Genomic DNA, 25498 nt, shown 5'->3' with positions numbered 1-25498 from the left:
CTACTGCTTGGATTGATACTAAAACAGGTATTGTTTACATTAAAGATGCTGATGGTAATTGGGTTAAGGTAAGTGGAAACAACGGTGCCGATGGTATCAAAGGTATTCAGGGTAATCCTGGAGATCCTGGAGTTACTATTCCAGCCGAAGCTACTATCCTAGTAAATGATTTAGGAGTTGTGTTTATCAAAGATCCTAATACAGGAGAATGGATAAAAGTAAGTGGAAATAATGGAGTTGATGGTGCAGCTGGTTTAGCTGGTGGTGCTGGTATTCCTGGAATAGATGGTGTTACAGCACCTGCTGGAACTACTGCTTGGGTTGACACTACAACAGGTTATATCTATGTTAAAGTTGCCGACGGTAAGTGGGTTAAAGTAAATGGAAAAGATGGAGTTGATGGCGCAGCTGGTTTAGCTGGAGGTCCTGGAGTTCCTGGATTAGATGGTGTTACACCACCTGCTGGTACTACTGCTTGGATTGATACTAAAACAGGTATTGTTTACATTAAAGATGCCGATGGTAATTGGGTTAAGGTAAGTGGTAATAATGGAGCCGATGGTAAATCATTTACATACGCTGATTTTACTGCAGAGGAACTTGCTGGATTAAAAGGAGCTGATGGAGTTACTTCATTTGTACCAACTGTAACTACTGGACATGACATTGCAACTTTTACAGATGCAGCAGGAAATCCAGCAGCTATTAAAGAAACTGTTACTACTTTAAAAGATGTTGTTACACAGACTACAGATGAGCGTGGACAAGTATTTGATAAACATACTTTGACATATACAGATGAAGCAGGAGTAGATTCTCCTATCGATATGTCAACATTAGTAAAAGGAGTAGAAACACTAACGTCTCTTGAATATGATGGTTCTCTAGGCGAATTAAATTATAAAGACGAGGCAGGTGTTACTACAAGTTTTAACATGGTTGACATGGTTGGTGCAAATCAAACATTAACTAAGTTGGTGATAAATTCTGATGAAGGTACATTAGATTATACTGATGAGAACAAAGCTTTACATCCTTTAAATTTAGCAGATCTTGTGAAAGAGCCTTGGTATGGTGTTGATTCTAAAAAAGGAGCAACTTTAAATACTGACAATATATACACACAAGGTTGGGTTGGAATTGGCTTTACAGCTCCGTCTGATGCTCCAAATGAAAAATTGAGAGTAAATGGAGCTATAACAACTGTGAATTCATATTATGCGGATTATGTGTTTGAGGATTACTTTAAAGGATTCTCTGATATTAAAGCAGATTATAAATTTAAAACGTTGGCAGAAATAGATGCTTATATCAAAAAGAACAATCACTTGCCAGGTATAACACCAATCAACGAATTGATGAAAACAAAAGAAGGATATTCGTTCAATGTTTCTGAGTTATCTATACAATTACTTGAAAAAACGGAAGAGTTGTATTTACATATTATTGAGCAGGACAAAGAATTAGAAGCTAAAAATAATGAAATTGAAAAACTAAAAGTTGAATCTAAATCATTAAAAGCTGCAACTGATGAAATGAATGCACGTTTAGAAAAATTGGAAAAATTAATGTCAAATAAATAGTAAATCAATTAATAATTAATCAGATCAAAGCACTTTTTAAGTGCTTTGAGACTGATTAAAATTTAAGAATATGAAAAATTATATAAATCAAATGCAGAAGATGACCTTAGCGGTTATCCTATGTTTATTAAGTTTTGGTTCTGTTTTTGCTCAGGTAGAAACAGCAAAAATCAAAGACGGAACTATTAGCGGTGGTGCAACCAAAGCTAAAGATGGTGCTATTTTCGAATTAGAGAGTAATAACAAAGGAATGTTGATTTCACGTTTGAGTACAGCTCAACGTAATGCTATTCCTACGGCCAATTTATCAAATGGTCTATTGATATTTAATACAAATTCAAATTGCTTTGACTATTGGGATTCTTTAAGAGTACAATGGTTAAGTATGTGTGGTACACCTCCACCAGCAGTATTTGATGTTTCTGCAGCACAATGTTCATTAGTTATAGCTAATGGTACGTACAAGCAAGGAGTTACTTTATCAGGAGATAATACACTTACGGTTCCTGTTACAGTTACACAAGCAGGTACATATACGATGACAGCTACAACTGCCAATGGGTATTATTTTGAAGCGAGTGGAAATTTTCCTTCTGCTGGAGTTTATGATATAACATTAAAAGGAACGGGAAGACCTAACACAGGTTACGCTACTGGAGATCCGGGTGACGTAGTAACAGTGATTTTAAATGGTGTAGTTTGTGATTGTACACCACATATCTATATAGAAAAAGCTAATGTTGATTTTGCTATTTCTTGTGGAAGTCTTGACAGATTTGGATCTTATAATATTGGAATACCTTTAACAGCTGATAATAAGTTAACGCTTGACGTTAATGTATCTAATACAGGTTTTTGGAGTATGAAAACGAATACTGTAAACGGATATTCATTCATGGGACAAGGTACTTTTACTACAACAGGACTTCAAAAGGTTGTATTATCAGGAACTGGTACTCCAATTGCTTCAGGGACTAATCTTTTTGATATTACTTCTAATGCAAGTACTGTTGCAGGAGGATCTTGTAATGGTATTTCAGTAATAGTTGCACCAGTAGCATTTACTATGGATTGTGCTGGAGCTACACAAAGTGGAGCATATATGCAAAATGTTGCGCTTAACTCAACTAATAATACAATTACGTTACCTATAAATGTTACAGCTACAGGGGCAACAACAATTTCGACGAACACTGTTAACGGAGTATCTTTCTCTTCAGGTGCAATCGTATTGACAAAACTTGGTGCAGATACAGTGGTGCTTAGAGGAACAGGGACACCTACGAGTGGAGCTACAGCAGAATTAACAGTAACAGGAACTCAGACAGATCCAGCAACTTGTTATTTTAATTTAGTTATTGCAAAACAACCTATTGCTTTTACAATGACATGTAATAGTATTACAACTTCAGGAAGTTATGTTCCTAATGTAGCTATGACAAGTGAGAATTCAATGGCAGTTCCGGTAAACGTGACTTATGTAGGAGATTATAGTATTACCACTAATACACTTAATGGAGTTTCTTTTTCTGCTACGGGAACTTTCACGAGTACAGGAGCGCAAACAATAACACTAAAAGCTTCAGGAACTCCTACAGCAGGAGGTTCATATGCTTACACAGTTAGTACTAATAGTACTTCAAGTAGTGTAACGTGTTCTAAGTCTATTTTATTTACATACCGTACAATGAATGTAATTGGTATTGGGGATGGTCTTTACAATCCTGCTAGTAGCAGTAGTAGTCAGGCTTCTTCAGCAATATTAGCTAATACAAATAATTTTGGTCCGAATGGTAAAGTTCAGATGTTAGGAACATTTAAATTCTTTAATTTAGGTGGTAGTACAAGTGCTACTACTCTTAGGAATAGTATTAATACAAATAATGCTGATATTATTCATATTGCATATAATTACCAGCCTAATGCAGATGTAATTGCGGTTTTATCAGATTTTGTTAAAAACAAAAAAGGAGTAGTTATCTTCGCTTCAGAGAGAGATGGTAACATACCAAATGTTATAAATGGTATCCTTGGAACTAATGTTTCCACAGTAGCGGCAAATAATTCTGTTGGTTTGAACCTAAGTGATATAGCAAATATAGCAGATCCTATTCTAAACGGTCCTTTTGGTAATACTGCAGGATTAAGCTTAGGAGGTGATGTTGATAACTCAATATTTCTTACTACAGCACCTACGAATAGTACCGTGTTAGCAACAGAAAAAGGGTCATCTAAAGTTTTCTCTTTTAGAGACAATACATACGGGTTTGTTTTTATTGGAGATGCGGGTTATAATGCGGGTGTGGTAGGTAACAACCAATACGGAAACTACCCAGCGAGTATGCTTTCAGGAGGTGTTCCTGTAGCAAAACCTAATTATGGTGCTGGTAGTCACAATGTTACTATATATAACAGTATTTTCTATGCGAATCTTTTTGCATGGGCTGTAGATTACGCACAAAATAATACAATTAAAACTTATATGGTTCAATAATAGTAAGGTTATTTAAGTTTAAAAGTATGAACACCTCTTGTATTAATATTATAAAAGAGGTGTTTAAAAAAGAAACTAGTATTAAGTTTTTAATAGAATTAATCTACAATCAATTTGTAACATAGTTTTTTATTTTTTTTATGAAGAGAGGGCTTTAGCTCTCTCTTTTTTTATACCCAAATCTATAAGTTTAAAAGCTTTTAGAGGTAAAAATAATGATGGGTTAATAAGAAATTTGTAATGTTGATAACAGAGTGTTTAAGTGAAAAGAAGGACAACTTTTGATTTTGAATATTATGGTTTTTGATGATTAGATTTTTGTATGAAAAGAGAACTTCGGTTCTCTTTTTTGTTCTTTTTCAGAGAATTTATAAGCTCATATTTATTTGAAATTTATAAAAAACTATTTAATTGGATTTGGTTTAAGTATTAAGGAAATGACTTGAAATAAAATGATGAGATAGTGAATACTAAGGATAGATTTAAGGGAGATATAAGCTAGATATAGCTGAAATTAATTCGTCTTATTTTGATATAGCAATAACTTTTACGGGTTAAGTTGATTTTGTGATTGATTTAGCTTTGTATCATAATAGAAAGTGCGATTTGTGTAATAAATTATAATATTATATATGAAAAAAAATGACTTATATAAAGAAACAAAACAATCAATTGTTAGCTACCCTGGTGGTATCTTAAGTTTTGTACTGGTTTTGTTGGCTTCTCAAAGTGGGCAAGCGCAGTTTATTAATGACGGTATCATAAAGGTAGATGATAAGACTATATTATCGGTTTATGAACCATATATAAACAAGCCTTCGGGAGGTTTTACAAATGATGGAATCGTTTACATTTTTGATAACTGGAACAATGATGGAGATGTGTTGTTTAGTGATAAAAGTGATGGACAAACTATTTTCAATGGCAAAAAAGTTCAGAAGCTTGAAGGGCGTAAAATTACTAATTTTCAAGATGTGATTTTTGATAGCCAATCAGATACATTGGTTTCTTTTCGTCTGAATCAAATTATTTCAGTTAACAGAAAGGCAGAATTTCTAACAGGAATAATAGTGTCTAATGAGGATAAGAATAAGGAGAGTGAAAGTAGGGTGATTTTTAATGAAAATGCCATACATTCTGATGCTAGTGACTTAAGTTTTGTTGATGGTAAAGTAGAGAAAATAGGAAATAGTATGTTTGAATTTCCAGTAGGGAATGATCTTTTTTTTAGACCTGCTTTTCATGCTAAAGAAGGCACTGGTGATGGTAATATCTATACAGCTCAGTATTTTCATCAAAATTCTGATAATCAATATAAGCATGCAAGTAAAGAGGATTCTATATTATTGATTAATGATAAGGAATATTGGAATGTAACACAAGATGAAGGAGCTGATAAAATTGTACTAACTCTTACGTTAGATTCACAAACAACACCAAATGAGTTTCTTGATGTTGCTTCAGGAATGAAAGTAGTTATTGTGCGTTGGGATACAGCTTCGTCCAAATGGATTGAGGAAAAAGGAGAAGTAAGTGAACCTATTCCTAATACAAGTAAAGATGCTGGGTATTCTCAATTATTAACTGCTCAGGTTAGTGGATATGGAATTTTTACAATGGCACTTGTTAAGGATAATAAGCCATTAGATGATGTAATTGTTTATAATGCTGTATCTCCAAATGGGGATGGAGTTAATGATACTTTCCTTATTGAAGGTATTAAAGATTACCCTGATAATTCAGTTGAGATTTACAACCGTTGGGGAGTAAAAGTATATGATGCAAAATCATATAATGAGAGTGATGTGATGTTTAGAGGATACTCTGATGGTCGTGTAACCGTAAATAGAGGTGAAAAACTTCCTACAGGAACTTATTTCTACATATTGAGATATACCAAGGGAGAAGAAGGAAAAGAGAAATCTGGATACCTATACATCAATAATCAATAAAATTAAAAATCATTAAATTAAAAATAATTACAACTAATGAAAAAGATTTTTTACATAGTAACAATTGTATTGTTAGGGATTTTTGATGCTTCGGCACAACAAGAGTCCCAGTATACACAATACATGTACAATACAATGACTTTTAATCCAGGATATACGGGTTCAAGAGATTTGGTAAGTGCAATGGGGTTATACAGAACACAGTGGGTTGGTCTTGATGGAGCTCCAAAAACAATGAATTTTTCTATACAAAGTCCATTGGGGTATCATGCTAACGGTATTGGTTTAAACGTAGTAAGTGATGAGATAGGACCAACAAAAAATACTGGAGTTATGCTTAATTATGCCTATACAATTATGGGTAATAATGGTGACTTAAAAGTTTCTTTTGGTATCTCTGGAGGATTTGACAATTTTGTAGTAGATTATTCTAAATTAAATATCAAAAATGCAGAGGATCCGTATTTAATGGGTAAAGAATCTCAGTTTTCACCTAATGTTGGAGCGGGAATATATGTACATACCTATAATTGGTATGTTGGAGTATCGGTTCCAAAATTATTAAAAACAGATTTTTTTGATGATGTTTCATCATCTGTCTATACTACAAAATCGCATTTTTATGGTATTGCAGGATATGTATTTGATATTAATCCGTACTTAAGATTCAAACCAGCAGTTTTAGCAAAATTTGTATCGGGAGCACCTATAGCTGTTGATGTATCTGCAAACTTCTTAATTAATAATAAATTTACAATTGGAGCTGCATACCGTGTAGATGCTAGTGTAAGTGGATTGGCTGGTTTCCAGGTAACAGATGGTATACAGGTTGGATATGCGTATGATTATGAAACTACAAACCTAGGAAATTATAATTCAGGTTCACATGAATTTTTCTTAAGATTTGATCTTTTCAATAAGTCAAATAAACGAATGATTAATCCGAGATTCTTTTAATAATGATTACAAAAATACATATGAAAAAATACTTTTTACTTTGGATAGTATTATTTGGTCTGCATAATTCTTATTCGCAAGACAGATTAGTTAATAGAGCAGAAAAAAATTACGATAAACAAGCATATGCATACGTTAGTTCAAGTGATTTATATGACAAACTAGTTCAAAAAGAATTTGGCTCTTCTGGAATTTATGCAAAATTAGGGGATTCGTACTTTTTTAATGGTGATTACAAGAATGCTCTAAAGTCTTATAATCAGATAGCAAAATTAAAAGATAATTACGTTTTCACAAATGACCAGTTATTTAGATATTCGCAGTGTCTAAAATCTAATGGACAATTTGAAGAGGCATCAAAAATCATAAAAGAGCTTAATAGTAAATCAGGACAGCAAGCAATTGCAGCTGGTACTGAGTATTTACAGAATATTGAAAAACAGTCAAATCGTTTTACAATTAAACCTGTTAGTATTAACTCTAATATGCCTGATTATGGAGTATCTTTTTATAAAGACAATAAGGTTATTTTTACTTCTGCAAGAGATACAAATGTTGTAGAGAGAATGAAAGACAGATGGAATAAAAAACCTTTTTTCAAACTTTATGAAGCGACAATCACTGATGATGGAGATTTAGTTGATGCTAAAAGAATGAATGGAAAAGTAAATTCAGTTTTCCACCAATCAACAGCTGTAGTTACTGCGGATGGTAATCAAATGTATTTTACCAGAAGTAACTTTTTGGGTAATAAATATGGTGTTGATGAAACAAAAACAAACCGTCTTAGAATTTACAGAGCTACACTTGTAAAAGACAAATGGACTAACATTGAAGATTTATCTTTTAATAGTGATTCTTTTTCAAATGCTCATCCAGCTTTGAGACCTGATGGTAAAAGTTTAATTTTTGCTTCAGACAGACCAGGTTCTATTGGGCAAACGGATTTATATGAAGTTGCAATCAATGAGGATGGGACTTTTGGTGAGGTTAAAAATATGGGACCAACTATTAATACAATAGGAAGAGAGACTTTTCCTTCTATGTCAACTACAGGGCAACTTTATTTTGCATCTGATGGACATCCAGGACTTGGTGGTTTAGATGTTTTTGAAGCATTCAAGAATACTGATAACACTTATAAAATTGTTAATGTTGGGAAACCAATAAATTCATCTGGAGATGATTTTGGATTTGTAATTAATCCAGAAACACATAAAGGTTTCTTTGCATCTAATAGAACTAATGATGATCAAATTTATGGTTTGACAGAATTAGAACCGATTAAAGTTAAATATGATCTTGTTGTTTTCGGAAAAGTATATGATAGTAAACAAAACGAATTGTTACCAAAAGTTAAGATTACTGTTCTTGATTCAAATAAGAAAATGGTAGATGAGTTTTATACTGATAATGCAGGCGAATATTTGTTAAAGGTACCAGTAGGAGATTATTCTTTAGTTTATGATAAAGTTGGTTATTATCAACAAACGCATGAATTACTTATTCCTAAGAAATTTGAAAATCAAAGTTTTGAGATTGATAAATATTTGGTAACAGATCCTAGTGTAAAAGAGTTAGAAGGTGAAGGAGGGAAAACTATTACTGATGGTTCTGATTTAACAAAAACTCTTGATTTACAACCAATTTATTTTGACTTAGATGGTGCTAATATTAGAAAATCTTCAGAAAAAGAATTGAATAAAGTTGTACAGATCTTAAAAGATTATCCAAGATTAACAGTTGATATTAAGTCACATACAGATAGTCGTGGAGATAATGCTTACAACTTAAAACTTTCTGATAGAAGAGCTAAAGCTACTATTAATTATATTGTAAGTAAAGGAATCAAAGCTGATAGAGTTACAGGCCAAGGTTATGGTGAAACTCAATTGATAAATAAATGTGCTGATGGTGTAAAATGTTCTGAGAAACAACATCAATTAAACAGACGTTCAGAGTTCATTATTTCTTTTCATCACGAATAGGTATTTGAATAGGAATATGTTTTAAAAAAAGTGGATATCATAATGATATCCACTTTTTTGTTTTGATCATATGAGATACATAAATCGAGAGGATTTAAATTGAGTAAAAAAAAGGTGTAATGACTTATCAGAAAAGATTAAATGAAATCAAGGATAATTATCCATTTGATGAATGGATAGATAATTTTTCGGCAGATACAGAGGATAAAAATGATAAAGGGATTGAGCAATATACTCAAGAGAATTGTGATGCTACAAAAGCTATTTTTGACTATTTACTAGGCAAATTGTACTTAATTGGAGAAAAAGCATCAGAATTAAATAAAATTGAATTGTTTGAAATTATTATTAATTCACTCAATCGACTTCATGATGAGAAAGGATTATTCGATTTTGGTGTAAGTGAAGATTTATGTGACCTGGTAGATGAAATAACTTTAGTTGCTGGTCTTAATCCTGAAATTTATGCAAACGGGAAAGGGATTTCGGATATTTGGAGAGAATGGTAATGCTTGATTATGAAATAAATAGCAATGTCTGTAAAACACAGAATAAACAAAAAGATTAAATTGAACTGCTAGATAAGTATTGAAAAGGAGATAATATAAAATACTACTCTTTTTAGTTTATCTAAGAAAGAGTAGTACTTGTATAATTACAGATAAGTATCTGGTCTAAGAACAGCAAAGTTTTTTTGTTTCTTTTTTTTAATAAAATCCTCAGAAGGTTTTCTATGAAAAAGGTCATAATATTTTGTGCAGAAATAGCTTAATTTGGTGTAATTTAACTCATAAATTATTTCTGTTAAAGTGCTATAATCTCCACTTTGTAAAAGACGGTTTGCAAGAAGCATTTTTTCTTTTATAAAAAGATTATTTGGGGTATTATGAAATTCTTTCTTGAATAACATTTTATACTTTGAAGGTGACATTCCAGCCATTTTAGATAAAAAAGGTACAGAAGGGAATGGGTTGTATAAATGATCTAGAAGGTAGTTTTTTGTCTTGGTAATAGCTTCTATTTCAATTTCGGTAGTTTCATTCTTTACTGCTTCAGAATCTGTATATCTATTTAAAAAATTACCTAATAATTTTAAAGAAATTCCTTTAAGATAGGGATCAAATGAACTGTCATATACTGATCTACTCTTTAGGGATTGGATAAGTAATATACTATTACTATCCATATTATCGTAGTAATAAGGTACTGTTTTTTTTATTTTTATTCTTCTATTAGTAAATTCTTCGCTAGGATGACTTTCTACAAATTCGTTTAATAAGTTTTTATCAACAAGTAGACGTAATGCTAATGTTCTATGTCCTACTGCAGGTTTAAAGGAGCTCTCTATATCATTACTTATAATTGCTAGCCCTACATTTATTGCAGAACCGATTTCATAATCGATATCTTGTATTTTAATTAAATTAGTATGGTCACTTAAATCAAAATGGAATATATATAATTCGTTTTCAGATTTAAGACGGTTTATTTTTAAAGGAGTTGTTAAAACAAAATCCATAAATAATGCAGAAATTCCAGGTGTTATTTGAGTAAAATAGGATTGCCCGTGTCCTAATGTTTCAGGAATAACAATTATTTTATCATCAATAAGTTCTCCACCCATTTCTTCAGCAAGTTTGTATTGCCATTCTGGAGTTAAAGAATAAAAATGTGTAATTTTTTTCATTGCAGATAAGTTTTTGTTTAGTCTTTTTTATTTTCTATTCACTGCTATGGATATTTTTAATCCGGTATTTTTATAATTGTTTAATAAATGATTTTGGAGTTATTCCAAATTGCTCTTTAAATTTCGAAGCGAAATAAGAGTTGTTGGTAAAATTAAGTTTGTCAGAAACCTGAGATATTGATAGTTGTTTTTTTTCCAGTAGTTCTTTAGCTAATAGCATTTTATTATCCATGAAAAATGCATTTGGTGTTGCGCCTGTAATTTTTTTAAATAAATTCTTAAATTTTGATTCTGACATGTTCGCTTTGCTTGCCATCAATTTTATCGTCGGAAAATGATCTTCTATATTGCTAATTAAGAACATTTGTGTTGCTACAATATTTGCCAAATCAGATTCATTTACTGTTTGTATAATAATTCTATGACTTGCTATTTTTCTTAAATAATTAGAAAGTAATAGATGAACAGTACCAATTAGATTTAAATCAAATACAGGCCCTCCAACTTTTAGCTTACGCAAATCGGTTAGTATGTGATAACTTTCGCTGCTCATTCTGTCTAATCTAATAATTGTATTTTTTTCAGAATCAGCAATTTTATCAATATTATGAAAAGTAATATTGTTTTTTTTTGCGAATGTAGCTATCGTAGTTTTCTTGACAAATATGCAAAGACTGTATGTTTTACTTCCGTTCTTAACAAAATAATTTGATTCCAGTCCACCATCAATAACTGACAGATTATATTTCCAGCGACCAACATCATGCATAAAGGTATTACTCTTTAATGAAGCTTCTCCTTCGGTTAAGTTATAATAAATCCCTACAAAATCATTAGTATTGTTTTTCTGGATAAAATGTAAGCTCTTATTATAAGCTACATCAATGTAATAGGCGATAATGCCATCACCACAGTCCAGAACATATCTTGTTCCGGTTTGGATACTATCTGGTATAACTATAAAATTACCATCCGTTTTTCCTTCCATTTGTAATGCAAAAGGAGCAACCCAGTTCAGGTCGGCACCATAAGTATGTTCTATTATTTTCACAGAGATATATTTTTATGCACTATAAAGTTAAGTTTTTTTATATTAAAATATTGATTGTCAGTATTTATTATATGTTATTTACTAGTGATTTTGTTTTGTATCATTCATTTAAGGATTTTTTATTTGCTTGTCCTATGTTTTAAAATATAGTTTTATCGTTTTACAGTTGATTAAAAAAGTAGTTTTGTTTTATGTTATAATTGTTTGATAAATGTTTTAGGTGAAATACCAAAATGCTCTTTAAATTTTGATGCGAAATAAGAATTATTAGTAAAATTAAGCTTGTCGGATACTTGTGATATAGACAGCTGATTTTTTTCTAATAGTTCCTTAGCTCTAAGTAGCTTATTGTCCATGAAAAATGCATTAGGTGTCATACCTGTTATTTTTTTGAACAAATTTTTAAACTTAGACTCAGACATGTTTGCTTTATTCGCAATGAATTTGATAGTTGGAAAGTGGTCTTCAATATTATCGATTAAAAACATCTGCACAGCTACAATATTAGCCAAGTCTGTTTTATTTACAGTTTGGATGATAATTCTTGTACTCGACATTTTTTTGAAAAAATTAGATAACAATAAATGTACTGTTCCCTTGAGGTTTAAGTCAAATATAGGACCGCCAACTTTTAGTTTTTGTAAGTCGGTTAGGATATGATAACTATCACTACTCATTCTATCAAATCGTATTATAGTATTTTTTGTTGGATCTGTAATTTTGTCTATATCTTTTAGTGTAATATTATTTTTTTTGGCATAGGATTCCATCATGTTTTTCTTGATGAAAATGCAAAAAACAAATGATTTAGTTCCCGATTTAATCAAATAATTTGTTTCGAGTGAACTATCAATAACTAAGAGATTATAGTGCCAGCGGCCTATTTCTTGCTCAAAATTGCTACTCGAATATTTTATTCCTCCTTCTGTTAAATTATAATATATTCCGATAAAATCATCGCTAGTGTTTTTTTGGATTAAGTTAAAATCCATATTGTTTATTCCATCGACATAATAGGCAACAATATCGTCTTCACAATCTAAAAAATATCTATTTCCAGAGAAAAGACCATCTGATGAAATTATAAAATTACCATCAACTTTGGCGCCCAATTGCTCAGCTAGTGGAGCTACCCAATCTAAGTTGGTTCCATATGAGTGTTTAATTATTTTCACAGTAATATTGATATAATAAAGTTATACAGCTTGTTTTTAAATAGTATTCATATTTGAAAAGCTGCTTATTCGACATTTAATATTTTTAATTTATTTATTCCTGAAGGAAACTGCCATGAGATTTCATCATTAATAGAATATCCATATAGAGCTAATCCCATTGGAGACATTACTGATAGTTTATTCTGATTTAAATTGCTTTTTTCAGGAACAACAATCTGAAAGTTTTTAATAATGTTGGTTGCTATTTGCACGGTTACTTTTGAATTTATTCTTACGATTTTTTCAGGCATCTGATTATGAGCCATAACTGTCGCTGTCTCAAGTTCTCTCGATAATCTTTTAATGGAGAGATTGTATATTCTATCGCTATTGTTTTGTATTGTTGATATAATTTCTTTTAATAATTCAAGTTCTTTTGCTTCTATTATTATCTTATTATTTTCCATTGTAATTTGATTTTACTTAATAAACGTATGCTTTATAGCAGTTTATTTTTTTTAGTTATTTTAATTATAAACATTCAGCATTCTTAAGTAAGTTGCAGTTAGAAACTATATGACAAATCTTTAAGAGTAACAATGATATTATTGTTTAATCTTAAGGCATGCCGTATTTATCCTGATTAGGATGATGATGTTTACAGTTTTTTATAGATGATGATTATATTGCAGTTGCGAAATCACTCATGTTTTCTTGAATATGTATTTTAATTTTTTCGCTTTCATCGTCCATAATCTTGAAAAAATCTTTATCGATAGAATTAAAATGTGGAAACTCTTGATACATTCTTGAAAATTGTTCCTCTGTCCTTTCCATTTCTAAAAAAGGTTTATGTGCTAAATAAATTTCTTTGGCTTTATCTATATTTATTGCCATTTCTTTTATTCCCCATACCTTCATTGTTTCAGAGAAAAGAGTTTCAAATATATAACCACCGTATCCATTTTGTATTAGGGATAAATAACCTCCATTAGTAACTTCACCATATAGTATATTATATGCCATTAATGTATGCTGGGCAGTATTAAATTCATTTTCAGTTTCATCATATTGCCCATCCATTAATTCATAATATTTAGAAAGTAATAGAAAGAAAAAATCCCAAGTATTTTCTTTTGCTTCTAAAATTTCTTTTTTGGTAATTTTCGGTAATGTATTTTTTATTGTTCCTGTTTTTATTTCAGCTTTCACTTCCATTATCGTATCCATTTTCGTTTTCATCATCTTTTCCATTTTTTCTGCTTTATTGAGGTTATTTTAATTCGTTTTGTATAACAATATAAATATTGCTTTTGTATGTATTTATGTATGAATTAAGGCAAAATGTATGCCTTAAACTCATATAAAAGTTAACAAGTTGCTAATCAATTTAATGATATAGAAGCTTATAAAATCATTTGTTTTTGAGCCATGGGAATTTGGTGTCATTCGAGGAATAATTACCCAATTCAGACTCATATAATTTTCTGATTAAGTGTTTTACGGTCAATTTGTAATATTTTTGCAGCATGAGTTTTATTATTATCAACAGCTGCAAGAACTTTTAAAATCTGTTCTTTTTCATATTCTTTTAGTGATTTAAGAATGTTTATTTCTCCACTTGAGATGTGATATTTAAGATGCTCTGGAATTTGTTGAATATCTATAATATCATCGCTCATTATTATCATACGCTGTATAATGTTTTCGAGTTCACGAACATTACCAGGCCAAGAGTAGCGTAGTAATATTTCGATCGCTTTTTCGGTGATTGAGATGTTTGGTTTATCATATTCAATACTGTATTTTTTTAAAAAAGTATCTATTATAGGAATGATATCCTCTTTTCTTTCTCTTAAAGGTGTTGTCTTGATATTAACAACATTTAGTCTATAATATAAATCTTCTCTAAAAGCATTTTTTTGTACCATTTGAAATAAATCGGTATTAGATGCAGCAATTATTCTAACATTAAGTTTCTCGGGAATTTGTGATCCTACTCTTGTAATCTCTTTTTCCTGAAGTACTCTAAGAAGTCTTGTTTGTACAGATAATGAAGCTGTACCAATTTCATCTAGAAAAATTGTTCCTCCAGAAGCTGCTTGAAACAATCCGATTCTTGATTCATTAGCTCCAGTAAATGCTCCTTTTACATAGCCAAAAAGTTCAGATTCCATTAGTCCTTCTGGAATTCCACCGCAGTTTACAGTAATAAAAGGCATTTTCGCTAGAACACCATTATAATGTATTGCTTTAGCGATAAGTTCTTTTCCAGTACCACTATCTCCTTGTATAAGTACTGTTGCCATGTTGTTTTTAACTCTTTTTATTATCTCAATTAAATCTCTTAATTGATCAGAGTTACCTACAATACCAGAATAATTATTATCTATTGGTATAGAGTTTTTTTTCGGTAGTAGAGTTTTTGCTTTATTTCTTGTTTTTATAAAGGAATTCTCAACCGCTTTTTTAAGTTCTTCATTTGTGAATGGTTTAACCAAATAATCGAATGCACCAGCTTGTATCGAAATTACGGCACTATTAATTGATGGTAAACCTGTTATTACCAATTTAGGCATTAATGGATAATGTTCTTCAGTAAACTTTATTAATTCAATACCATTTATTTCCGGCATATTAAGGTCGGTAATAAGGAGGTCTATACTGGTATATTTTAAAATACCTAAAGCTTCATTTACTGATGATGCTTTATAGATATGATAATTTAATGCTTTTAGATTGCGCTGAAGCAAATCTAGCATGTCATAATTATCATCTACAATTAGTATGTTTTCTTTCTTTAAGTTCATTTTAATTATTGTAATGGTAACTTTATTAAAAAAATCGTTCCACTTGGGGTATTATCAATCATCTCTATATCTCCATTATGATTTTTAATTATTCCATGTACTACACTAAGTCCAAGGCCACAGCTTTCGCCTACAGGTTTTGTAGTAAAAAATGGGTCAAATATTTTTTGTTTAATTTCATGAGGAACTCCAGGGCCATTGTCTGCTATTTTTAGTATCATATTTTCTTCATCACTATTCACTCCTATATAGATGATACTATTCTTTGGGGCTACGTATATTGCATTTATAAGTAGATTAAATAAAACTTGAGTAAGTTGAATGGAATCTACTTTTGCAATAATATCATCGTCTTGAAAATCAAGTTGATATTGTACACTCTTTTTCTGAAAATTCTGCTTAAGAAAGGTGAGAGCATCAGTTACTATTGGCTTTATTTTCAGCAATTGTAATTGTTGAGGCATACCACAAGAAAAAAACATTAATTTTTTGACTATTTCGCGTGAATAGATTGCTGAATTTATGATTTTGGCGATATCATCAATAATTATTTGATCCTTAGTTTCATCTTTAATAAGCTCTGCAAACCCTAATATGTTAGCAAGGGGAGTATTAAGTTCGTGTGCAATTCCTGCAGTCATTTCTCCAAGAATAGATAGTCTGTCTTTTCTCTCTAAAGTTTTCCTTAGAGTAGCTTTTTTGTCTAAATTTTGATATTTTTCTATGTAATTGCCAATTTCAAAAGAAACAGTATCTAAAAGTTCTTGTTCTTCTTTTAGAAAATGATTAAGATTATATTTTGGCTGAGGATAATATACTTTGATAAATCCTGAGACTTTATTTGATACTATTATTTCACTATGTTGGGAAACATTGTTTTTTGGAATTAATGCTGTAGCTAGTGTATAATCATTTATCTGAATTTCGACTATAGAATCATCACAAAATCTCCATGCTTTTACCACAGAAAAAATGATTTCTTCCAGAGCAACTTTATTAACATTATTAGATTTTGAAATTATTTTTGAAATCTGATAAAGACATAATAATTCTTTAATTCTTTCTTTTAGTTTTTCTTCTGGGGCACTATTAATCATTGCTTTTTTGTAGGAAAAAGGTTAAAAAATTTATAAAACTAATCAAAGTTAAATAAATTTCCTAATTGAAACTAGGAATTCTGATTTTCTTTTAACTATTTAAAAATGAACTAAATAGACTGTTGTAATGTGACTTATTCTGCTATTATTATAACTTTTCAGGGCTATTTAGTAATTGCTTTTTTGATTAACTTAAAAGCATAATATTTTTAATAAAAAAACGACATTTTTTTTAAATTTTATTTAGATCAAGAAATTGAAAATAGATGCAGTGAGGAAGAAATAGGTGTTTTTTTATATAAATGAGAGAGGTAAATAATCTTTATAATTTTGTTACCTTTTATGTCTTTAATTTCTTTATAATTTTTCACTTTGTTATATTTGAATATAAATTGAAATTAAAAGAATAATTAGAAAATAATATAATGAGTATGCTTAAAAATATTTTTGGAAAAAAGAGTGAAGCTATAAAGTCAAATGCTGATTTTTGGAATTGGTTTGAAAAAAATGAAAAGGATTTTTACAACGCTGTGAATAGAGGTACAAATATCGAGAAAGATTTTTTTGATAAATTATCTCCCCAACTAGAAAGTTTAAAAGAGGGGTATTTCTTTTTGACTGGAATGCTTAATGAACAAACTGCTGAATTGGTTCTTACTGCCGATGGAAACATAAAGAATATTGTTTTTGTAGAAGAATTAGTTAATGCAGCTCCTAAACTTCCGAACTGGAAATTTACTGCCTTAAAACCAGCGACAGATATTAAAAATGTTTGTATAAAAATGGGAGATTATACTTTTGGTAGTGATAATCTGTTTTTTTACTCAAATGATGATAAGGAATATCCAGATAAAATAGATATTACAGTAGTACATTTAGATTGTAATGAAGAGAATAAGCCAATTATAACTAACGGAACTTATATCTTTTTAGATAATTATCTGGGAGAATTACACTTTACCGAAAACATAGATATAATTGATGTAATTGGTAAAGATGAAGCAAATAAAGAATTAGTACCTATCGAGAAACTACAAGATTTCCTGATTTGGAGACAAAAGGAATTTGTAGAGAAGTATGAAGGAGTAAGGCATAATACTGAGAATGATGGTTATTCTAGTCTTGAAGCTACACTTAGTAGTGGTTTACCTCTAATTGCGGTTATTAATTCTACATTGTTTGAATGGGATGCTAAACCATCACATCCATGGATTGTAACCGTAAAAATAGGTTATAATGGAGAGGATAATAACGGATTTCCTGATAATGAAACCTTTCAGTTATTAAATGAAATCGAAGATGATTTTTTAATGAAAGAACTTAAAGATTCCGAAGGATATCTTAATCTAGGGCGTGAAACTGCGGAAAATTTAAGAGAAATTTATTTTGCTTGTAAAGATTTTAGAAAACCTTCAAAAGTACTGGAAGAGATTAAGAATAAATTTGCCTCTCAAGTTGAGATTGAATATGAAATTTACAAAGACAAATACTGGCAATCTTTTAATAGATATATGAATTAGTCTTTTTGAGATACTAAGGCACTAAGTTGCAAAGGTTCTGAGGTTGCTCAGTTTGAACATAAAACAAACAAAATAGTACTCGAAATATTATCCTGACGTAAGAAGATAAGAATTTATAGTGAGTTGAAAAAACAATTTCCATAAGTGACTCTTAATAGGTTATAGACTCACTTATGGAGATTCTTCGACTCCGCTCATAATGACAAGATGATGAATGTTTTGTGTTCAAGCGGAATAACTTTTACAACTCAGTGCCTTAGTACCTTGTTATTTTTCTCTCCCCAGTTGGACATTAAATCTAAAATTTCTTTAAAAGATTTACCAAGTTCCGTTAATTCATATTCTACTTTAGGAGGAACTTGCGCGTGGACAATCCGATTTATTAAACCATCATTTTCTAATTCTTTAAGTTTAGAGATAAGCATACGCTCTGAAATTCCTGTAAGTCTTAATTTTAATTCACTGTATCGGAGTTTATTCTCATTTATAAGATAGCTTAATATGTTTATTTTCCATCTCCCTCCAATTATCGATAGCGTATAGGCGATACCACAATTCTCGTTTAAGTAATTTTCATTAATACTATTGGTAGAGTTTTCTTTTCTCATAGCGTGTACTTACTTTTTTATCAGTACCCTACAATTTTGTATGTACTTTAATAAATGCAAGTTAGTAAATACATTTACAGCGTAAAAATTAAAATTTGTAAAAAATGGAAACTATTAAAACAATCATTTATTGGGTGAGTTATTTGTATTATCTCTATGTATTTGGGTATGCCTCACTTTTCAAAGTTTTTCAAAAAGAATCTATGATGAAAAGCATGGAATCTTTAGGCTTTAACAAGATTTGGACAATTTATATTGGCATCGGAGAACTTATCGGTGTCTTGTTAATTGTTATAGGGTTATTTAATCCGCCTATAAAAACAATTGGGATTCTATTGTTGTTTCCTTTTGCAATAGGTGCATTTACAGCTCATATGGCTCATCAGGAATACAATCATTTTTATAATTCTCTTATAATGTGTATTCTCTCCGTATTACTGTTATGGACAGACAAGACTTTTAAAATAATTTTATAAAAGTAGCTAACTGTCTAAAGATTTTTTCACCATTAAGAAATTAAGAAAAGGGAAGTGTTTATCCTTAATGAAACTTAATTCCTTAATGGTGAAATGTTTTTTACAAATTCATTCCTCCCGAAACCTCAATACGTTGCGCATTAATCCATCGGGCATCTTCGGTACATAAAAAAGCTACAACACCACCAATGTCATCTGGTAATCCGGCACGACCTAATGCGGTTACAGATTTTACGTAATCATTATATTGCTGGATGTCTCTAACGGCTCCACCACCAAAATCGGTTTCTATTGCTCCAGGAGCTACAACATTGGCAGTGATTTTTCGGTTACCAAGTTCCTTTGCAAGGTATTTTGTAAATGTTTCTATCGCACCTTTCATCGAAGCATAAGCAGAATAACCAGGTCCAGTAAAGCGTGCTAATCCTGTTGAGATATTAATTATTCGGCCGCCATCTTGTAAAAAAGGCAATGCTTTTTGGGTTAAGAAATAAACACCTTTATAATTGATATTCATTAACTGGTCAAATTGTTCTTCGGTAGTTTCAGCGAAGGGAGCATTTATTCCGATACCGGCATTATTGATTAAAAAATCAAAGCGTTCTGTATTAAAAGTCTCTTTTAATACAGTTGTAATTTGGTTGTAAAAAGTATCAAAACTCTTTATATTTCCGCCAGTATTAAGTTGTAATGCAACTGCTTTTTGTCCTAGTTTTTCAATTTCGGCTACAACAGCTTTAGCTTCATCTTCGTTACTATTATAAGTAAGTATTACATTAATTCCTTTTTTAGCGATGCTTATTGCCATATTTCTTCCTAATCCTCTGCTACCACCAGTTACCAAGGCTATTTTTGTGTTTGTTGTCATTTTGATTCTTTTATTGTTATTAATTGGCATTCATTTGGTTGAATGCTGTTTTTAAATCGGCTGCACTTACATTAGCTCTTGTTTCGCTAGATCCAAATGTAAGTTGGTCTTTTCCTTCTTTTAATTGTTCAAAAATAGATTCGATAAAACTTTCTACACTTGGCGCAGCATTATGCAAACCGATACCTCCAAGGTCAGTATTTAATGCAGGCGGAATTATTTCGATTACCTCAATGTTTTTTGCTTTTAGCAAATGACGAAGAGACAAAGTAAATGAACGAAAAAAGGCCTTTGTAGCCGAATAAACAGGGACTTTGGCATAAGGAGAAAAAGAAAGTCCCGACGTTACATTCATAACCGTTTTAAGCGATTTTAAATTAATAAAAAGAGAGATTAAATGTAGAGGAGCTTCAATATTGGTTGCTATTTCAGTTTTTGCACGTTCAAAGAAATCTTCGTCAGAAACATTCATCCATTGCTGAATCCCTGCATTATTTACAAGAACATTTAGATCGCTGTGATTTTCGGATATCCATTTATAAAGATTTATTCGTTCCTCTTCAATCGATAAATCACATATTCTAGTAATTACTGTTGGGAATTTATCGGTAAGTTCTTTTAAGACAGATTTACGTCTTCCACAAACAATCACAGTATTATTTTCTTTAATAAATCTTTCGGTAAGTCCCAAGCCAATACCGCTTGCGCCACCAGTAATTAGTATTTTATTGTTCAGTAATTCCATTCCTCTATTTATTTTTAAATTGATAAGACAAAGGTAGGAACGAAGTAAAACTGGAGAGTTGCAAATATCAATCTGATGTTTGCGAAATTCAAATCAGACTAATTATGTGCGAAATGATAATGGTGTAAGTGTAGTTTGTTTTTTGAAAAAATTAGAAAAGTGTGCTAGTTCTTCAAAACCAAGTGAATATGCAATTTCAGATACATTCCAATCCGTTTCTTTTAATAGAATTTTGGCTTCCTGTGTTAGTCGGCTACTTATTAATTCGGTAGTAGTTTTACCTGTATTTTCTTTAAGTACTTTATTAAGATGATTTACATGAATAGATAATCGTGCTGCAAAATCTTTAGCAGTTTTTAATTCCAATCTTTGGTGTGGAGATTCTATAGGGAATTGTCTCTCAAGTAATTCTATAAATAATGAAGAAACTCTGGCTGCGGAATTATGTTTGGAATATAAAGCTGTTATGGGTTGTAATTTTTGCCCAAAATGAATTAATTCAGATACATAATTACGAATTAAATCGTACTTGTAAAGGTAGTCAGAATTGATTTCTTTGTGTATTTTTTGGAATATGAATTCAATTTCTGTAGATTCTTCATCCGTTAATAGAAAAACTGGGTAACCATCAGATTTAAAAATAGGAAGTTCATCGAGTTCTATTCCGTTTTTATTACCTGTTATAAATTCAGATGTAAAAACGCAAAAATGCCCTGATTGATATATGTCTTGTGGAACATAATGATAAGGAATTTTTGGGGTAGCAAACAAAATAGCATTTTTCTCAATATCAATTACTTTATCGGCGTATTCGGCTCTGTTTTTACCTCTTATTAAACTTATTTTGTAGTATGCTCTTCGGTCATAAGGCATAAAAGGTTTTTCTCGGAGTTTTTCCCAAAGTTCTTTTGTATTGAAAACATTAAAGTGACCGATTTCTTTTTTAATATCATTCGGTAATAACGAACTTGGTTCAATATCCGAACCTTCAGTGAGATTTTTATAAAACTCGTCTATAGATGTTGTTTTCATACCAAATGATTTGTGAAATTCAAATATACGAAATTTGGTTATTTGTTTATTGTTGTTGGTTTATAGTTGATTGTTGATAGTTTAAAGTTGTTGGTTGCATTTATACTAAAAAAGTGTTCCTTGTATTAATTCTGGTTGTGTATTACCGTTGAATTGAAATGTATCGATTACTGAAAATTGTTTTACCACTTCGTTAAATTGTCTTAGTACAATACTATCGCATATAAAGTTGGTATTAATTGTAGTAAATAGTCGGTTTGCAATTTCGATATTTTCAGGAGTTAATCTTCTTGCAATAGATAGATGCGGATTATCGCTTTTTTTCATATTCGGAATAACAAGTGATTGATGAACCCGTTTCATAATTGGTTTTAATTTGTTTCTGGAAACCTCGTTTGGAGTTATTACAAATGCTCCATTAGAATAAGAATCAAATTTATCGAGTTGTACCTCAAATGGCTCAAAAGAATCGCATAAACGACTTAATTTAGCTTTAACTATTTCAAGTTCTTTATCCGTAGCTTTAAATTCGCAAATGGTGATATGCGCAACTGAATTTTTGCTGTTAAACCATTTTATTTCATCAGCCAATTGTTCTTTCATTGATTTAATCAAAGCGATAGTCGCCTCTGGAGGATATATAGCTACTGAATAATGCTTTTGCATGGTGGTTTCGTTTTGAAACAAAATTAAGGAATAAATTTTTTTTAAAGGTTCAAAGGTTCAAAGATGCAGAGGTTCAAAGGTTTTCTGTAGAGACGCACCGCAGTGCGTCTTTCATAAACAGATTTATTTACTACTTATGATGAACGGTTTTATTAAATTTAGTTTTGCTTTCAAAATATTTTATAGCATCATTAATTGCTACTTCAGTATGTCTGTAATTTTATGTTTTTTAGGATTCAATATATTAGCAAAAAAAATATCAATGCCAAGTTACTTAAAAAGCGAATAGCCTAAAAATGGATATTCGCTTTTTTATTTGTTATAATCGGTTGTTTTTGTTTAAATCAGAATTATAAATTTATCGCAGGACATTCACATTCATATCGTTCTTTTTTGCAGAATAAATTTATTCCTAATGTAACTTGATGATATGCCCCGCTATCAAATTGTATATCGCCTATAACTTTAGAATATGTGTAAGCAAACATAAAATTTTTGTACTTAGCTCCTAAAATAGGAGTTACGTATTGTAGGTTTTGTTTAGAAACATCAATACCATTATAATATTCGGTACCGTTAAAATTTCTTCGGTATGACAAGGCTGCCCATATATTACCTTCTCCAATTTTTTTATAAGCTTTTAAGTTAATATCGATTATTTTTTCTTTGGTTTTATCAACTAGCTGAAAAAGGAATGAAGGTTCTATCCATATTCTTTTTTTGCTCCCAAAAGTATATCCTGCACTCAAAAGATATTTTCGGATATTTTTATTTTCATATTCAGTATATAACTGACGTCTTGTTTCGAGAGCACCTTGAACTGTTGCGTGGGTATAAAAATTTAGATAATTATAAGACGCTCCAAAATCAACATTAAAGTAAGAATCTTTTAAGACACCTCCGTTTACAATTGGATCAAAACCAATGAATGAAGTTTCGTCTAACTGACTTTGAATAACTCCAGCATTCATACCAAATGAAAGTTGATTTAAGTCCATTTCATCTCTTGAAAAAAGAATATGATAGGCATAAGTAAGTTTTATCCCTTTTTGAGAATGATATCCATTTTTATCATTAAAGAGTATAATACCTGCACCGGTTCTATCTCCAATTCGGCTGCTAAGACTTAATGTTTGAAGCGAAGGCGCATCGTCTTGTCCAGACCATTGGCTGCGTGATGTTACTCTTAATTTAGTACAATCAGAAGCTCCTGCCATTGATGGATGTATCAGGTAATAGTTGTCTGATAAATAATCGGAGTATATAGGAATTCCTTCTTGAGAATAAGAAAAGGAAAATATAAATAATAAAAGTACTGAAAATCTAATTTTAGTATATATCAAAGCCGTAAATGGTATTTATTAAACTGTAATAGGGTATTATACTGAAATACACTTGTTTTCACGATATAATAAACACCTGGATTTTTGCAAAGTAAGCTCAGAAAGGGTGGGTTTATTGCCGCAATAAGCTATAAAAACAGCTGAATAAGACATTTTTAGTTTAGGAAAGGTACAGAGGTACTAAGGCTCTGAGGTGCTAAGGTTGCTTAGTTTTTGTTTGAAATAATCGTTGTGATTTATGACTTTTTTTTAAGGCTCTAAGGCACTAAGAAGCAAAGGTTCAAAGGTTTTTTAGGAAAGGTACAGAGGTACAGGCTCTGAGGTGCTGAGGTTGCTTAGTTTGTGTTTAAAATAATCGTTGTGATTTATGACTTCTTTTTTAAGGCTCTAAGGTACTAAGAGGCAAAGGTTGCTTAGTTTGTGACTTTTACGTAAATAAAAAACAATAGAAAGAAATCCGTCCCGACGCTTCGGGATCGCGTTTTCGCTTTAGCGAATCTGTTTTATCCGTGTTCCCTCTATAGGCAATCAATAAATATACACACGTCTTAGAATCTACAATTTCTTGAAATCGCTAGGATTCATGTTTTTTCTTTTTTTGAAGTAATTTGATAAATGACTTTCGTCTGTAAAGCCAAATTCGTAGGCAATTTGCTTGATAGGCATTTGGTTGTTAGTAATTCTTTTTTCGATTAATATCGTTCTTAGATTGTTTATATAATCGCGATAACTAATGGCGAATGTTCTTTTAAAATAGGCACTAAAATAGGTTTCGGCTATATTAAAATGAGCAGAAATTGCTTTTATCTGAACCAGTTTTGGGTAATAAATATTCTGATGGACATAAGATGTGATTTGCTCGCTATCAAAATGATTTCCTTGTGCTTTAGGATTCATACCACGCATGGTTTCTTTGATTAATCCAAAGATTGAAAGGATCTGATAGAATACAATTGGAGAAGTTGTTACATCTATTCGGCTGTTGTAAGCTGTAATGTTTTCTATTGTGTTTTTTAGGATTGTTTTACAAGGCTCATCTAATTTCAGAACAGTTTCTTTTAGGAGTTTATCCCGCATAAAACACTCTGGAGTATTGAGTAATAAATCATCGCAGAAAAGACTTTTATTTGAATTGAAATAATTATCTGTGAATTTTATATATACAAACCGAGTGCATTTCTTGATATCAAAACAATGTTCATCTTCGGGCGAAATTACAAATAGGTCACCCGTTTTGTACGGAAGTAAGTTTTGATTAAGATGATGAATTCCATTGCCTTTTACGATATAAATAATTTCATAATAGGTATGGCCATGAAAAGGAAGGTGAAATTTTTCTTCTTCAAATTCATCTATAACAAGTGTTTCAAATTGATTTAATTTCGGCATGCTCGATATGTACAAGTTAATGTCGTAAATATACAACTTATTTTAACATTGCCGGATGTAAATTTGCTGCATAGA

At 30.8% G+C, this 25498-nt stretch carries 21 protein-coding genes and 1 pseudogene; 8 read left to right on the top strand and 14 right to left on the bottom strand.

Going from position 1 to position 25498, the window contains the following annotated elements; genetic code table 11:
• The 6 genes and pseudogenes from OA93_RS25205 to OA93_RS21980 all read left to right on the top strand — a co-directional run.
• Positions 1-1583: pseudogene (locus tag OA93_RS25205) on the top strand (hypothetical protein); the annotation flags it as partial.
• A 70-nt stretch (positions 1584-1653) separates the two neighbouring features.
• A complete protein-coding gene (locus tag OA93_RS25200) occupies positions 1654-4077 on the top strand; it encodes a DHH family phosphoesterase (RefSeq protein WP_052259570.1) in 2424 nt (807 codons plus the stop codon).
• 632 nt (positions 4078-4709) lie between these two features.
• Positions 4710-6029 carry a T9SS C-terminal target domain-containing protein gene (locus OA93_RS21995; protein ID WP_039116278.1) on the top strand — a complete coding sequence of 440 codons (1320 nt, stop codon included), beginning with the start codon at positions 4710-4712 and terminating at the stop codon, positions 6027-6029.
• 36 nt (positions 6030-6065) lie between these two features.
• Entirely contained in the window at positions 6066-6986 is a 921-nt protein-coding gene (locus OA93_RS21990) for a type IX secretion system membrane protein PorP/SprF (protein ID WP_039116276.1), read from the top strand.
• Between the two features lie 20 nt (positions 6987-7006).
• Entirely contained in the window at positions 7007-8974 is a 1968-nt protein-coding gene (locus OA93_RS21985) for an OmpA family protein (RefSeq protein WP_039116283.1), read from the top strand.
• Between the two features lie 119 nt (positions 8975-9093).
• Positions 9094-9483 carry a hypothetical protein gene (locus tag OA93_RS21980; RefSeq protein WP_039116275.1) on the top strand — a complete coding sequence of 130 codons (390 nt, stop codon included), beginning with the start codon at positions 9094-9096 and terminating at the stop codon, positions 9481-9483.
• A 146-nt stretch (positions 9484-9629) separates the two neighbouring features.
• Here OA93_RS21980 and OA93_RS21975 read toward each other — a convergent pair whose 3' ends face one another.
• From OA93_RS21975 to OA93_RS21945, 7 genes are all read right to left on the bottom strand, one after another.
• On the bottom strand, positions 9630-10661 hold the full coding sequence (locus tag OA93_RS21975; protein WP_039116273.1) for an AraC family transcriptional regulator: 1032 nt from the start codon (positions 10659-10661) through the stop codon (positions 9630-9632).
• A gap of 70 nt (positions 10662-10731) precedes the next feature.
• Entirely contained in the window at positions 10732-11712 is a 981-nt protein-coding gene (locus tag OA93_RS21970; protein ID WP_039116272.1) for an AraC family transcriptional regulator, read from the bottom strand.
• Positions 11713-11906: 194 nt separating this feature from the next.
• A complete protein-coding gene (locus OA93_RS21965) occupies positions 11907-12887 on the bottom strand; it encodes a helix-turn-helix transcriptional regulator (RefSeq protein WP_039116270.1) in 981 nt (326 codons plus the stop codon).
• Positions 12888-12952: 65 nt separating this feature from the next.
• Complete coding sequence (locus OA93_RS21960; RefSeq protein ID WP_039116269.1) at positions 12953-13336, bottom strand: GreA/GreB family elongation factor; 384 nt, start codon at positions 13334-13336, stop codon at positions 12953-12955.
• Between the two features lie 214 nt (positions 13337-13550).
• The gene (locus tag OA93_RS24305; protein ID WP_165572131.1) at positions 13551-14114 is read right to left on the bottom strand and encodes a DMP19 family protein; all 564 of its coding nucleotides are present in this window, start codon (positions 14112-14114) and stop codon (positions 13551-13553) included.
• 230 nt (positions 14115-14344) lie between these two features.
• A complete protein-coding gene (locus OA93_RS21950; RefSeq protein WP_039116267.1) occupies positions 14345-15679 on the bottom strand; it encodes a sigma-54 dependent transcriptional regulator in 1335 nt (444 codons plus the stop codon).
• A gap of 5 nt (positions 15680-15684) precedes the next feature.
• Entirely contained in the window at positions 15685-16776 is a 1092-nt protein-coding gene (locus OA93_RS21945) for a HAMP domain-containing sensor histidine kinase (protein ID WP_039116266.1), read from the bottom strand.
• 425 nt (positions 16777-17201) lie between these two features.
• Between OA93_RS21945 and OA93_RS21940 the strand changes: the two genes are divergently transcribed.
• A complete protein-coding gene (locus OA93_RS21940) occupies positions 17202-18296 on the top strand; it encodes a DUF695 domain-containing protein (protein WP_039116264.1) in 1095 nt (364 codons plus the stop codon).
• A 248-nt stretch (positions 18297-18544) separates the two neighbouring features.
• Here OA93_RS21940 and OA93_RS21935 read toward each other — a convergent pair whose 3' ends face one another.
• A complete protein-coding gene (locus OA93_RS21935) occupies positions 18545-18904 on the bottom strand; it encodes a helix-turn-helix domain-containing protein (protein WP_039116263.1) in 360 nt (119 codons plus the stop codon).
• Between the two features lie 104 nt (positions 18905-19008).
• On the opposite strand from OA93_RS21935, the gene OA93_RS21930 reads away from it, so the two are divergent.
• A complete protein-coding gene (locus OA93_RS21930; protein ID WP_039116262.1) occupies positions 19009-19380 on the top strand; it encodes a DoxX family protein in 372 nt (123 codons plus the stop codon).
• 100 nt (positions 19381-19480) lie between these two features.
• Here the strand turns inward: OA93_RS21930 and OA93_RS21925 are convergent, their stop codons facing one another.
• From OA93_RS21925 to OA93_RS21900, 6 genes are all read right to left on the bottom strand, one after another.
• Positions 19481-20248, bottom strand: a complete 768-nt coding sequence (locus OA93_RS21925) for an SDR family oxidoreductase (protein ID WP_039116281.1) — start codon at positions 20246-20248, stop codon at positions 19481-19483.
• A 19-nt stretch (positions 20249-20267) separates the two neighbouring features.
• Complete coding sequence (locus OA93_RS21920; protein ID WP_039116260.1) at positions 20268-20993, bottom strand: SDR family NAD(P)-dependent oxidoreductase; 726 nt, start codon at positions 20991-20993, stop codon at positions 20268-20270.
• Positions 20994-21095: 102 nt separating this feature from the next.
• Positions 21096-22025, bottom strand: coding sequence for an AraC family transcriptional regulator (locus tag OA93_RS21915; protein WP_039116259.1), 930 nt, complete (start codon positions 22023-22025; stop codon positions 21096-21098).
• Positions 22026-22130: 105 nt separating this feature from the next.
• A complete protein-coding gene (locus OA93_RS21910; protein ID WP_039116258.1) occupies positions 22131-22691 on the bottom strand; it encodes a 2'-5' RNA ligase family protein in 561 nt (186 codons plus the stop codon).
• Between the two features lie 350 nt (positions 22692-23041).
• A complete protein-coding gene (locus OA93_RS21905; protein WP_039116280.1) occupies positions 23042-24031 on the bottom strand; it encodes a type IX secretion system membrane protein PorP/SprF in 990 nt (329 codons plus the stop codon).
• Between the two features lie 558 nt (positions 24032-24589).
• On the bottom strand, positions 24590-25423 hold the full coding sequence (locus tag OA93_RS21900; RefSeq protein WP_039116257.1) for an AraC family transcriptional regulator: 834 nt from the start codon (positions 25421-25423) through the stop codon (positions 24590-24592).
• Between the last annotated feature and the right edge of the window lie 75 nt (positions 25424-25498).

This window comes from Flavobacterium sp. KMS, from assembly GCF_000813005.1.
Lineage (GTDB): Bacteria > Bacteroidota > Bacteroidia > Flavobacteriales > Flavobacteriaceae > Flavobacterium.
This window is presented reverse-complemented; position numbering and strand designations above follow the sequence as displayed.